The 13,617-nt window shown below is 62.6% G+C and carries 9 protein-coding genes; 2 read left to right on the top strand and 7 right to left on the bottom strand.

The window, feature by feature from the left end:
- Window positions 1–73: 73 nt before the first annotated feature.
- The 6 genes from ACFY2X_RS31850 to ACFY2X_RS31825 all read right to left on the bottom strand — a co-directional run bounded on the left by ACFY2X_RS31850 (window position 74) and on the right by ACFY2X_RS31825 (window position 10,827).
- Window positions 74–229, bottom strand: coding sequence for a hypothetical protein (locus ACFY2X_RS31850; protein ID WP_389945575.1), 156 nt, complete (start codon window positions 227–229; stop codon window positions 74–76).
- Between the two features lie 1,392 nt (window positions 230–1,621).
- Window positions 1,622–6,913 (bottom strand): LamG-like jellyroll fold domain-containing protein, encoded by a 5,292-nt coding sequence (locus ACFY2X_RS31845; RefSeq protein ID WP_389945573.1) that lies wholly within the window; start codon window positions 6,911–6,913, stop codon window positions 1,622–1,624.
- Window positions 6,914–7,245: 332 nt separating this feature from the next.
- A complete protein-coding gene (locus ACFY2X_RS31840) occupies window positions 7,246–7,965 on the bottom strand; it encodes a LytR/AlgR family response regulator transcription factor (protein ID WP_389945570.1) in 720 nt (239 codons plus the stop codon).
- Window positions 7,962–9,023: a sensor histidine kinase gene (locus ACFY2X_RS31835; RefSeq protein ID WP_389945567.1), complete on the bottom strand. Its 1,062-nt coding sequence runs from the start codon at window positions 9,021–9,023 to the stop codon at window positions 7,962–7,964. The genes ACFY2X_RS31840 and ACFY2X_RS31835 overlap by 4 nt, the downstream gene beginning before the upstream one ends.
- Before the next feature lie 388 nt (window positions 9,024–9,411).
- Window positions 9,412–9,747, bottom strand: coding sequence for a transposase (locus tag ACFY2X_RS31830; RefSeq protein WP_389945564.1), 336 nt, complete (start codon window positions 9,745–9,747; stop codon window positions 9,412–9,414).
- 27 nt (window positions 9,748–9,774) lie between these two features.
- Window positions 9,775–10,827 carry an integrase core domain-containing protein gene (locus ACFY2X_RS31825; protein ID WP_389945561.1) on the bottom strand — a complete coding sequence of 351 codons (1,053 nt, stop codon included), beginning with the start codon at window positions 10,825–10,827 and terminating at the stop codon, window positions 9,775–9,777.
- On the opposite strand from ACFY2X_RS31825, the gene ACFY2X_RS31820 reads away from it, so the two are divergent.
- Complete coding sequence (locus ACFY2X_RS31820; RefSeq protein WP_389945558.1) at window positions 10,748–11,248, top strand: IS3 family transposase; 501 nt, start codon at window positions 10,748–10,750, stop codon at window positions 11,246–11,248. The genes ACFY2X_RS31825 and ACFY2X_RS31820 overlap by 80 nt on opposite strands.
- 335 nt (window positions 11,249–11,583) lie before the next feature.
- On the opposite strand, the gene ACFY2X_RS31815 is transcribed toward ACFY2X_RS31820, so the two are convergent.
- Entirely contained in the window at window positions 11,584–11,829 is a 246-nt protein-coding gene (locus tag ACFY2X_RS31815; RefSeq protein WP_389945555.1) for a hypothetical protein, read from the bottom strand.
- Window positions 11,830–13,091: 1,262 nt separating this feature from the next.
- Here ACFY2X_RS31815 and ACFY2X_RS31810 point away from each other — a divergent pair.
- The coding region (locus tag ACFY2X_RS31810; protein WP_389945552.1) for a hypothetical protein at window positions 13,092–13,617 on the top strand (526 nt) is incomplete at its 3' end.

Below are 13,617 nucleotides of genomic sequence, written 5' to 3'. Positions count from 1 at the left end.
ATCACCACCAAGCACCGCGAAGGGTCCCGGTGCGATCCGAGACCCTTCGTGTACTCGGTGTTCTTACGATGTCTCACGCGGCGAGAGCATCCAGGATCCGCTGGCTGGCCACGTCACGTTGGCCGTCGATGTACTTGGCGTAGACCTTCAGCATTACATTACTCCCGAGCACTCGACCGCATCCGCCCACGTCCCTGCTGGCCTGCTGCTCGACCACCACTGCTGCCAACGGCAGCAGGACATTCACAATCTCAGAGTCACACCATGATCATCTTTCCGCACCACGCACAGAGCGTCACCACCACTTCGCGCCAGAGCCGTTCTTCTTAGAGTCCCGCATGCTGCTGTAGACCTTGGACTCACTGCCCGGATAGGTGCACGATCTGAAGGCCGCCCGGACCTGGGGCATCATGCGCGGCCTGAAGGACTCAGGGCTGATCACTCCCGCCGGCAAGGGCTACATCAGTGCCGATGAGTACGTGCGCGTGCCATACAAGGGCCACAAAAGCCGGCCTCACAGAAGACCACCAACGCCGCCCACGCCAAACTCCGCGGACCGGGCTAACGCTCTAACGCACAGTTGAAGGCCTTGTGTATTCTGCGCAAACTCCACCGCTGCCCACTTCTCGCAGGTCAGCTCGTCAAGGCGATCCTCGCACTCTCAATACCTGCTTCATCACGAATTAGGCTCCAAAAGTACTTTCGACGACTCGAATCGCGCGCACAGCAGGATCATCAATTATCTTTCGGAGCAAACTGCTGGGAAACGAGTAGCCGACGGCAGCAAATATTTGTCATCTGGATGCTGCTAGCTTGAGAGAATTCAAGTCCAGGCTAAGTAGGCCTAGTTTGCCCCGTTCAGCCTCTCCCAGCTGGGCAGCCCAGCGATGATAAAGAGCGACGGCGGAACTCCGCCTGCACAGCTCCTCAGAAACAACACACGGACGCTAATAAACAAGCCCATCCCTCTTACTTGACAGTGGCGAAAGAAAGAGGTAGACCGCGTCGGAACTCAGAGCATCTCGCCCCACTATTTCTCCCAAGCGATCCTCACTTATCGGCGCCACAAACTCGACGATGACTGAACTGAACGCGCCTTCTGGAAGTTTCTTAATTGTCTGGCTGCCTCCATTTTGTTTTGCCTGGCAACATCGACTGCACGCATCGAATCAAGGCGTCCGCTCATGCAAGTGGAGGGAAGATTGGCTGCCGACAATCCTCCGAATATACCCAAATCGAGACTACCACCAATCGGCGCACGCGTGTGCATAACAGGCGGGTATAGCGAATTCGCATTGAAGGGCAAACTCATTTCAAACGCCGAAAGCGATAATCGGTGACCCGTCCAACGGTAATTAGATATTCAGGATGAGCTATCTGCATTGCAGGTTCATATATCTCTACCAAGGCAGCCGATTGATGCTTCAGCTTATAGAACCCGCCTAGCGCGCCAGCGATTGTAGCAAATACACGCAGCCGGCACAAAAAAAATCCATCGACCGTAAACTCGTCTTGCCGAACCAGCCATACTTCAAGCCTCACATATATTAACGTTGATCTAGACAGGTGGACACATAACTCACGTGCCCATCTGTCTAGATCCCCCTAACCCGTTGGACAGTTAGAGAACATAAGGCCATACAGTTTTGGCCCACATGTGGCTTGGCCACATAGCGATCGTCTTGGGACGGTACTTGCACTGGTCAGGTTTTGTAGCGCCCTTGGAGCAGTCCACCAGAACGCCCAATTGGGCCGTTACAGAATATTTCGCCCTAACGAATCCTAGACAAAGAATATTACCGCACGTGGTAGAGAACTTGATTGGCTCAGGGATCATTTGCTTAACCCCGGCCGGCGGCGACGGCCATGAAATCCCAGCGCTTTCCCCGCCCTCTGTAGGACTGAGCGCCGGAGGCCAAGAAATAGATGGAGACACTCCAAGGGTCGTTAATGCGAGGTTGGCCGAAAGCCCAAGTTGCAGGTTCTTGAGGATAAGCTTATCGACCTTGCTCTTTCCGAACGATCCAGTGGGCTTGGCCCACGTCCACGCGGAGAACTCATGCACGTTGAAGGGGAAATAGCTCTGACGGTCCTGATAATCCCATCGAAGAACTCCGCCTGCCTCGAAAGTGATTCCCTTCGTAAGGTCGTTCCAGCCGAACAGCTCATACCTGCAGGCCCCGTCAGCACATGTCTTTTCGTCCTTCCACCCCTCCGGAGATCTGGGGCCAGAGGCGCCGCCAGCGGACGTCTTGCCCTTGTCGTTCGCATCAGTGGGATCTTCATACAGGTCATTCGGAACCTGAATGATGCTGACATCACCGCATCGATCAAAAACGAATACGTCGATAGTCGGGCTACTCGGCTCGATCTGTCCAGCGCTCTTCGACACCGCAGAGGCACTAACAGTATTTGATGGCACTCTCTCCGTGTCCCACGTACGGGAGACCCTTGCGGTCACGCTGACCGCGCCATCAGAGCCCGCGCTCACAACTACGTTGTCCAGCGCGACTTGAGAGTTTACGCGCCTTTCGCCTGCTTGCTCCAGGGCATTACGCGCAGCGACCAACCGTGTGTTCAGGAGAGAAAGCTTCGCGGTGCTCGGTGCGTCAGCGGTCACGCCTGGCGCCTCCCAGATGGTGTCCGCACGCCCTTCCAGAACAGCGTCCTGCGCCTGGTAGTAGGCCCTGACCCGATCACTGTACGCCTGAGCACCCGACTCGGCAGCATTCAGGCCTGTTGAGCTTGAACGGAAATCGGGCGACGTGCATGGTATCCCGCCCCCGCTGCCACCCTTAATGGGAGGCGGAGGTATAACCTGGGTGGCGACGGGAGCCGATACCCATTCGCCCATGCCGAACGCCGTCTTAGCCCGCACCTTCACGGTGTACGTATTGCCATTGGCTAGGCCCGGAATAGTAGCGTAAGGCTCCTTGACCTCCAAGGTTTTGACTACGCCGCCGTCCTGGCGGACGACCTCGACGTCGTAACCATCCAGCAGAGCGATACTGCCATTGCTCTCTGGCAAGCCCCAACTAGCATTCGCGCTGGCGTCTCCTCCCTGAGTGACCAGGTTGAGCACCTTACTGGGAGAACCGGGAGGCATGTAGGTGAGCGCTAAGGACGGTTGATCGGCCGCTCCGTTGCCGAAGGTGATGACCTCGTCCTTATTGGATGTCAGCAACAGCCATTGATACTCGCTGCCTGCAATGTCGACTTGGGGATCGCTGAGTTGTAGCGAAAACGGCGTAGTGTTCGCGTCCGCGTCGCCAGCCAGGTCGGGTCCCTTTGTCTCACCCGTAACAGCGCTCTTCAAAGGCGTTGCCGTGATGACCGCCTCCGTCGGACACGTCCCCGCTGAGCAAGTCGGCGTGCCAAGTTTGAGAATGCCTTCAGACACACCAGAGCCGTCAGGAAGTTCGTCCAGCTTGAACCCGAGCACCGTCGCCATCTTGTCGATGCCGGTGCCGCCGATCTGCATGGTGGTCGAGTCTGTCACCATGCAGGGGGCGCCGTTGCAGGCGGCGGGGTCTGTCTTGGCGGTCTTGATGACGAAGCTATCCTTGCCCAGCGTCAGAGTCTGAACGTTCTCGACAGGGTCTGGCGGCGGCGTGCCTGGCGTGGTGAAGGAGACCGCGGGAGTCTTGGACGTGCAGACTTCCTCCGTCTCACCCTCGGTCGTGGCAGCTAGGGGCGTCTTACCTGGCACTTCGATGGTTGTCGGTGCGCGAAGGCCGGACAGTGGAACGAGCTGTAGGTAGTCCATCCCCAGCTCTGCGCTGTTGACCAGCGAGACGGCAACCGTGCTGGGCCTGCTCCCGGTCTGAATGTCGATATCGGTCCATGTGGTGGCAGTGGGCAGATCGACGGGGTACTTCGTACCACCGTTGATGGACAACTCTACGGAACTGGGACCGGCGGGACTGATGTACCGAAGTCGCAACCGGACGCCGTAGGTGTCCCAATTCACGGCCCAGGTGATGCTGGAATTTGCGCTGCTACTGCGAACCGCTGTGCCGGACGTTCCTGCAGGCAGTTGGGCCAATGGCGTGAACCCGGTCAGCTGTGCCGACTCGGCCTCATAGCGGTTCGGGACGGGTGTCGGAGTCGGGGTTGGCGTAGGGGTCGGCGTGGGAGTGGGGGTCGGCGTAGGAGTTGATGTGGGTGTTGGTGTGGGAGTGGGGGTCGGCGTGGGCTGGGGACCGGGCTCTGTTCCGCCGCCTTGACCGACAGCGCAGGCCACCATCTGCCACGTGTACGTGCTTCCAGGTTGAACAGTGCCTGCCGGTATCTGGAAGGAGGCGCGCTCGCCGCCGTTGACGGCGCGTGTACCGAGTGGAGCGGCTCCGACCGGGGCGCCTGCCGCGTTGTACAGGTAGTACTTGGCGGTCACTGGCCCGCCGGAAGGACGATTGACCATCCCGGACAGAATCGGCTGGGTAGGGTCAGCCATGCCGGTTTCGGTGTCCGTCGGGAGCATCGGCGCGTCCGAGGTGAGCCGGTAGGCCGGGCTCTCATTGCAGCTAGGCGGAGTGACACCGCTACGGCAGGCGCGCACGACGAACTTGAGGCTGGCCGGGTTGTGCAGTTGGAAAGTCTGATCGATCACCTGCCCGGAGGGCTTGGCGTTGTAGCTGGTCGCGGCTACCTCGCCGTAGAGGTCCTTGACCTCCTTGGCGGTCAGGGCGCGCTGGTAGACCCGCATGTCATCGACGGCGCCCTGCAGGTAGTCGATGTCGTTCAACTGGTGACCGATGACGAAGGGGCCGGCCGCATCGGTGCTCGTCTGGTAGTCGCCTTCGGCGGCAAGGACGCCGTCGACGTAGAGGCGGAGCTTGCCCGCGCTGGCGTCGTACATGCCGACCACGTGGGTCCAGGTTCCGCCCTTGGCCTGCTTGTTGGAGTCGATGAACACCCCATAGCCGGGCGTGCTGGTGTTGTTCCCCGCGTACAGGCGCCATTTTTGCCAGCTGCCGCCAACGTATTCGAGCTGGAAGCCCTTCTTGCTCGGGGCGTCCTGGCTGGCGATGCTCTGGAAGTGTTCGGCGTTCTCGTTGATGCGGACCCACGTGCTGACGGTGTAGCTGGCGTTGGTTCGCAGTACGGCATTGCCGGTCGCCGCATAGGTGTCGGCAGTACCGCTGCCGTTCAGCTCCGTTGCTCCAGCAACTCGCCCGGTGACAGCCGCGTGTTTCGCACCCTGGTAGGTGGCGGTGAAGCCGTTACCGCTCGCATCCGCCGCGGCGGTGGCGTTGGAGGCCTCGTCGAACTTCCAGTGGGCCACGTGCCCGCTCGGGTAGTTGGGCGGCGGCGTCATCGTGGAGTCGTTGACGGTCACGGTGTAGTCCAGCGGCCTGTTCTCGGGCACGCTGGACTTGAAGCCGACCTTCACGTTCTGGCTGCGAGCGATCGCGTCATTGCCAGTCATGGAGTCGATGGACTCAGCCGTGACCGTCGGGATCTCCGGCGGCAGGAAGTAGGAGGCAGTGAGTTTAGGAGCCGTACCGCCGGTCTTCTCCGCGGAGTGGAAGTAGACGTCGAACCCGCTGCCGGTGGGGCGGTTCTCGAACTCGGTGTAGGCCGACAGCTGCAAGCCCTCGTTCGCCTGGCCGGTGGCCCAGGCGTTGGCCATCGCGGTGATGTCCCACGTGAAGTTCATGGGGATCCACTGGTCGTTCTCATCCAGCTCCGGCGCGTTCGGGCACAGCTGTACCGACGACCCGAAGTGGGTCGCTGCCGGACGGTCAGCCCACGTCACGCCCGTGGACGACCACGGCGAGGTGATGCGTTTGACCTCGACACCGCCTGGGCCGAACCAACGGCAGGCGACCCGCTGATTGGAGTAGACGTCCAAGCGGGCGCTGCCGACCGACCGGCCGGTGAGCCCGCTGGTGTCGAATTTGAGCAGCGAGTGGCTGTAGCTCAGCTCGGTGTCCCCGATTCCCTTGCCCATGCCGACTCTGAGATATTGCGCCGCCGGCGAGGTGTCCGCGTCGGGCCGCTGGCTCACCACCAGGTCGCTCTGCAAGGTCAATGAGGTGGTCGGATCCAGGGTGAGCGGGTATCGCGTTTGGGGATCTTGGAGGAACGCCGGATCCGGGGTCAGGACGAGCAGTTGCCGCCCTTTCTCCTTCACGACCTGAACGTCGATCTTTCCGGCTTTCGGGGGTGTCGCCTTTCCGGTCTTCGTCTCAGCCGGCGTGGGGCCGGCATCGATGATCACCGGCTCCGGGGCCGACGCCACCTGCTTGCCCTTCCGGTCGGTAAGGGTGAGGCCCCGTCCCCTCTTGCCTTCGGCGAGAGTCAGGCCTTCGGCCTCGACCGGGATCCGGACTTCTAGTGACCCCGTCGGCCGTTCACGCAGTACCACGTCGTGCCGGAATCCGGTCGGTAGCGCGGTGACGACCAGGTCCGTCCCAGGACCGGCGGCGTCGCTGTATCGGGCGACGTTGCCAGTGACTTCGGGTCGCGGCAGGTCACGCAGCCACGAGAGTGCGAGCCGCTGTCCCTTGTCGCGTTCCATAGACGCGAAAGGGCCATCACCGCCGAGTGAGAACTCGATGGAGGCCTTGGCCAGTTTGGGCTTGAGAACACCATTTTGCTCGACCAGGTTGGTGTCGATCCATCCCCACGTGCCGTCGGACTGCTTCAGCTGAGACGGTCCTGCGTACGACTGCAGTGTCAGATGCCCATCGGGATACGCCCAGGTGCGAGAGGATTCGGTGTATGCCGTCTCGACCGCGACGGGCTTGTTCTGTTCCTTCGCCTTTTGGATGGCGGCCCGTAAGGATGCGTCCGGGTCTTCCGGGCGGGGGAAGGTGGTTACGACCGGGGCGGATGTGCTCGGGTCAGCGGTCGGCTCAGGCTCGGCGTCGGCCGCTTGTGTACCCGCTATCAGCAGCGATGCTGTCACCGTTAGCACCGTTGCCAGCGCGACTTGCCGCCTCGATCGCGATCGGGCCCCCGCTGATCTGCGCAACTTGCTCACACACACCTCAGTCATAGAGAGCAAAACAACTGGTGAGCATTAGATGAGTCCCCTTCTTTTCGGCGTGTGATCGCGTTTCGACGCAGGAACTGATGGTCTGCCTACGGCGCGCGATCAGGGCAAGTCGGCTGCACGATGCAGAAAACGGAATTTTTCTACATCGAGGCCTTTTCGCGCCGAGAATAGGGGCGGCGTCACCCTGGTGACATGGTGAGTGCGGTGAACGGGTGCGTTCGGCTGCCCAACGGGAGCAGGTGTCAGATAGACAGGCCGAGGGCGGCGCGTAGGCGGTCTCTGTAGGCGCGCCCGGAGATGAGCGTCTGGCCATCGGCCAGGGTGAGGCGGAGCTCGCCGTGACGCAGAATCTCCACCTCACAGACCCGGTCGAGCCGGACGATGAGGGAGCGGTGAATGCGCAGGAAGTCCGCCGGGTCCAAGGACTGGTGCAGCTGAGCGAGGCTGACCCGGGTCAGGAAGGTCCGCGAGCCGGCGTGGATGCGAAGGTAGCCGTTGTCGGCGCGGACAAAGTCGATCTCCTCGACCTCGATCAGGCGAATGCGTCCAGCAGTCTCGATGGGGATGCGCTTCAAAGGACGGACCGAGCGTTCCTTCCGCGTATTCAAGAAGGAGCGCACCCGGGCCACGCTGGTGGCCAGCCGATCCCGGTCACAAGGCTTAAGCAGATAGTCGACTGCCTCGATGTCGAAAGCTTGCGCGGCATACTCGCTGAAGGCCGTGACAAAGACGACGGCGGGAACCTGCGACTCGCAGAGCCGGTTGAATATCTCAAAGCCGTTGCCCTCGGGCATCTGAATGTCAAGAAAGATCAGATCGGGTTGGTATTGCTCGACGGCGGAGACGGCCGCTTGTATCGACTCACAGCTGGCCGCCACCTCGATGTCGTCATGCGCCGTCAGCAGGTGGCACAGGCGGCGGCGCGCTAAGGGCTCGTCATCGACCACCAGGGTAGAGATCACAACGCCTCCATCCGTAAAGGCAGGTGGATCGTGACCATCACGCCACCTTCGTGCCGAGGGAGCACCTCGAACGTGTGAGCAGAGCCGTAGAGGTGAGCGAGTCGTGCGCGTACGTTGGCCAGGCCGATTCCCGCGGACGGCTGTGCGGGCATGCCGACGCCGTCGTCGCAAACGCTCAGATGAAGCCGGTCCTGGTGGGGCCGGGCGCTGATGCACACCTCGCCTGGAGCCAGGCGGGGCATCAGGCCATGGCGGATGGCGTTCTCCGCCAGGGGCTGCAGCAGCAGCGGCGGGATCAGCGCGTTCAGCACCGCTGGATCGATGTCCCAGCGCACCGATAGCCGGTCTTCGAAACGAACCGTTTCTATCTCCAGATAGGCCCGTAGGGTCTGCAGGTCGGTGCTCAGCGGCACCTCTTGCGCGTGGTCGCTGTCCAGCGAGCGGCGGAGCAGCGTGCTCAGCCGTATGATCATCTGCTCGGCGCGCAGGGGGTCTTCGTGTATCAGAGCTACGATGGCGTTCAGCGCGTTGAACAGGAAATGCGGCTGGATCTGCGAGCGCAGCGCGGCGAGCTCGGCGCGGGTCAGCTCCTGCTGGGCGCGGGCGAGTTGCGCCTGTCTTTCCTGATGCAGGGCGTAGTAGCGGACCGCGTGCGCGGTGCCCAGCCAGGTGAGGTAGATGGTCAGATTCGCCAGCAGGTAGTCGGTGAACTTGGCCTGGAAATCGATCGGTGAGGGCGACCAGGCCATGAGATCGTTCAACACTACGGTCCGGCCGGCCAGCGCCGCCATCGCGGCCAGAAAGGCGCCCAGGTGAACCAGAAGCGACACCACCAGCCCCGAGCGCTGGATCGGGAAACGGAATGTCAGCCACAACACCGCGATGTCCACCAGTACCCAGGGCAGCGATGAGGCCAAGCTCTGTGCCAGGGCCTGGAGGAGGCTGCCGGTGGTGGCCGCGTACCGGGGAGTCCACGCGGCCGCGTCGACCAGCTCCAGCAGTGTCACCGCGATCGCCCACCAGCCGATCAGCCTTCCCGTGCCCCGTGGCGACTGCACTCGAGCGCCCCTGCCCTTCCACCGCTAGACGGCCGCAGTAGGGTTCACGGCCTGGCTCGGCCCTACCCGCCAGGGCCACTGGCGGGCTTGATGGCGGCCGGTCACCTGGCTGTTGACCCAGGGGGCGCACCACGACCTGGCGGGCTGCCCAGGGTAATACTCCGGCAATGGGGCACTATTCTCACCAGGGCGCGAAAAGGGGTCAATGCCACAGGCAGGTTAGGACTGTTCCGAACGCCGGCCGGGTTCATCGCCGTCGCCGGCGTTACCTTCCAGCTCGGTCGCGACCCTGCCGGACAGCGCCTCGCCGTGCGGCTGGACGGTCATTAGATGCACGCCGTCAGCCATGCACGCTGGTAGCCTGTACGGCTCTGCTGGTTAATTCGTTTCAGGCGGTAAGGGCTGGTTCGAGTCGGACCAGGTGGCTGGTGCGTTTCCGTTCCAGATGGTGGCCGTTCCACCAGGAGTTCAGCCGGATGAGGTTGACGGTGATGGCGGAGGCGATGTGTTCGAGGTGGACTTTCTTGATGCCTCGGTAGCGGGCGCGGCGCAGGCCGGTGACCCTGACGGCTTGATGGACGGTCGCCTCGATGCCGCACCGGATGACGTATCGGTCGCGCCAGGCGGGGCGGGTTTGTTCGGCGCGGGCCGTGTCGAGGGTTTCCTGGATCGCTCGTGGGTGCAGGGTGAGGTGGTGGCCTGTCCGGTGCAAAAACTCGCTCATAGCGCTGGCCTGCGGTTTCACACGGTGTCAAGCGGCTCTGCGATACTCGTGGATCAGGCCGCAGACAGCGCTCCGTCGCTTTATTCGAGCCGTGAGATCGACCACTTCGGCCGGGTCGTGCGTGGGTTTATGTAGTGACAGGGTCTGATGCGGCCTGTGCCAGTTGTAGTGGCGCTCATAATCGGCCAGTACTCGTCGCAGATGCCGCTCACCGTGAACCAGAAGGTGATCGAGGCATTCGCGCCGGAGCGTGCCGACGAACCGCTCGGCGAACGCGTTCGCCTGCGGTGAGCGGGGCGGCCCTTTGAGGACCCGCACACCTGCACCGGCGAACATCGTGTCAAAGCCTCCGGTGAACTTGGCGTCCCGGTCGCGGATCAGAAACCGAAATCGATCGGCTCGTGCGCCCAGCTCCATCAGTAGGTTGCGCGCCTGCTGCGCCGTCCAGGCACCGGTTGGATGAGCCGTGACACCGAGAATATATACGCGCCGCGTTTCGATCTCCATGATGAACAACACGTACAGGCGTTTGAGAAACACCGTATCGACGTGGAGAAAGTCGCATGCGAGGATGCCGGAGGCTTGAGCGATGAGGAACTGACGCCAGGTCGGTGAAGCCTGGCGCGGCGCGGGCCCAAGCCCCGCCGCCGCCAACACCTGGCGGATCGTCCCCTCCCCCGCCCGGTACCCAAGACCGAGGAGCCCGCCCTGGATACGCCGATGCCCCCAGCGTGGATTCTCCCGCGCCAACCGGACGATCAGATCGCGGATCTCCTCAGAGATTGGGGGCCGGCCATGCTTGGCGGGGTAGGTCCATTTCTTCTTGACCAGCCTGCGGTGCCAGGAGAGCAGCGTGCCAGGCGTCACGATGCGATGTAGCCGAAGGTCAGCGGGTAACAGCCTGGCCAGCAACGCCCGATCAGCCCAGTCCGGCCTGGGCTGGACGACCTGGCGACGCAGCACCGCGACCTCATGCCGCAACACCAAGATCTCCACCTCTTTGGACGCGCCGCCCCGAGCGAGCAGCACCAGCCAGCCGAACACCCGACCCACCAGCAAATACAGAAGACGGAATAGCACGAGTGCCGAGCCTAGAAGACCAGGTCAACCGCCCTGCCCCGTTCTGGCATCGCATAGGCAAGAACGGCTGGATGAGGTGATCGTGGCCAGCTTCCAGGCCTCGGCCGGCACCTACGGATCCCCACGAATCACCCGTGACATGCATCAGCAGGGGTGGCGGATCTCGGTCAACACGGTGGCTGCCCGGATGGCCGAGCTTGGTCTGGTCGTACGCCGGCGCCGCGAGCCCCGGTGGTTGACCAGAGCCGGGAAACGGCAGGCCGCGCCTGATCTGGTGTACCGGCAGTTCACGGCCGCTCGGACGGCCAGCAGAGCGAAGGCCCAGCAGGCCACCGCCTCGGCGACCTCCTACATGAATACGCCCAGGTCGCATGAGGAGACACGATATTCGGCACCCCCACCCTGCGGTACCGGAATATAAGGCTGGCTGTAGGGCCGGGTCTGGTAGGGCGGCGCATAGTGCGGGCCGGTCTGCGCGTATGACACGGGATAGTAGCCGCCTGGCTGGCCGTACAAGTGCGGGCCTGTCTCTGGTTGCACGGGTGGCCATAGGGCTGCTGCTGCCCGTACGGGTCCTGCGGTGGCGGATAGCCCATGGCGTGGCTGCTGAGACGACTGGGGGTTTGTTGGACGCCTCACTCATCCACCCGGTTCACACACCTTCATCCGGCGTGGAGATCCCATGTTCGCGCTGCCGCTGAGGACGATCAAGCGGGTGGCGCTCCCATTGTCCTGAGCAACGGTCTGCGGGCGCTGCTATTGTCGCGGCCCTTTGCGTATGGCCGCCTCAAGCCGCAACGCCATGCCAATCAGTGCGGTGACGAGGCAGATCAGGGTCACTCGGAGGGGTGGCTCTCCATTCTCGGCCATGAGCGCGATAAAGGCGATCGAGAGTGCTCCCGCAATGATCACGGCGCCCAATATGACGAGATCGCCACTGTCTGATTCATCAGGCGTCGATGCGTGCTTGAGCGTTTTCGGCTCGGGTGTCTCTTCAGTCATGCAGGTGGCCCTTTCTCGCTGAGATCAAGTTCGGATTGCGGCTGGATCTCCCTTGCCGGGGGTCTCGGCCGCGGGGCCTGCAGCGTTCATTCTCGGATCGATCGTGACCCGCAGGTACTTGGCAAACTCCAGATTCGACAAGCCCTGGGCGAACATATCAGCCGTCTACGTGCGAATCGCCGCACGAAAACTGAGCGGTCAGTAGTCAGCCATGTGATATGGCGACTGGCAAATTTGCTCCAGCTTATCGAGTCGCTCAACAGCGGCATTCACGACCCCAGCCGGCAGCTAAAGAAGAGCAAGTCAACCTTACACCGCCCCGGAATTGGCGCCGTATGTGTGCGGTGTTTCGTGATCCAGCGGATTCCACCAGGCGAGATCCTTCGCTTGCGACCGCTTCGGGAAATTGCACCTTCCTCTGTGATCTCCGTCACACTCCTTTCTGGATCTGCTGGCCTGGAACGCATGTGAGCTGCCCGAATCCTCGAAGTGGTTCCCGCCGAACGTCTCCTGTTTTACCTCCCAGAGGGTTGTCAAGGTCTAGTTCTGGCTTGCCTGTTCTGTGTATATCTGTGGCGTTCTTTACACGGAGCTTACGGGGATGCGACTGAGGCCATTGGGTCGTCTCGGTCTACGAGAGAGTGGGCGTGGCCATGCGGCGTGCTCGCACGGGTGCCAGTGTGTTGGGTCGGAGTCGGTTCGGGCTCGGAAGCAATGGGCCATCGAGATGGGTGAGCCGCGTCGTCTTGGCCGCGACTGTGGCTCTCACTCCGAGTTTTCTCGCGATGGAGGTACAGGCGGTCACCGTAGATCCGTCTCCTACTCAGCTTGCGATCCCCGATTCTCCATCTTCAGGTTCTGTCGACAAGGTTCCCGTTCAGAATTCCGGGTCCGCGGAAAAACTGCCGCACCTCGTCGACGCAGCCGTCACTCAGCCGCAAAGCAAGGGAAAACCCGATGACAACGGCAAGCGGCCCAAGGGTGCGCTTCCGCTGGAGACACCCCGTGAGGTGGTGGACAAGCCGGCCTCGAAGGGGCTGAACACGCCGCCACCGCTGACCTGGGAATCGTCCTCGACCGTCAACGGATCAGCGCAGGCGGCGAACGACAGACGGCTCAACGGTGTTCGCACAGAGGGCGCTGGTATCCGAAAGAGTTCTCCGCGGGCGCTTAACGGCCATGAGAGCACGGAGCAGGCCTCCGTCCCCTGGACGCAGGCCGTGTCGGCTGTCACGGCTGGCGCACTTCCGGTGGTGTCGGAAGTGTCGGCGTCTCCGGGGCAGTCGGTGTCCGGGCTGTGGACACTGCCCTCGACCCAGCCGTCGTTCTCGGCTTATGGCGGGGATGCGGAGTCGCGGCCGCTGCGGCTGGAGGCGCAGGTCGAACACGACCCGGCGAAGACCGACCAGGGCACGGGGCTGATCTGGTCCGGCACCGGCGAGGTCTCGTCGAGCGGCTGCTACACCACCAGCAGGTGCTGGCTGCAGACCCCCACGGTCACCCCCGACAAACTCAAGGACGGCTGGCTGATCCGCTGGCGGGTGCGGGTGCTGACCTCTTCCGGCGTGGCGGGCGCGTGGTCGGCATGGCAGGCCACGAGGGTGGACACCTCCAAGCCGGTGGTCTCCGACCTGTCGGCCTCTCCGGGGCAGTCGGTGTCCGGGCTGTGGACGCTGGCATCCACTCAACCCTACTTCGCCGCCTACGGCGGGGATCCTGAGTCCCGGCCGCTGCGCCTGGAGGCACAGGTCGAACACGACCCGGCCAAGACCGACCAGGGCACGGGGC

Origin of the sequence: Streptosporangium sp. NPDC000396 (assembly GCF_042898655.1) — a bacterium.
Classification (GTDB): Bacteria; Actinomycetota; Actinomycetes; order Streptosporangiales; family Streptosporangiaceae; genus Streptosporangium.
The sequence above is the reverse complement of the archived record's forward strand: the minus strand, read 5'-3'. Positions and strand labels throughout refer to the sequence as shown.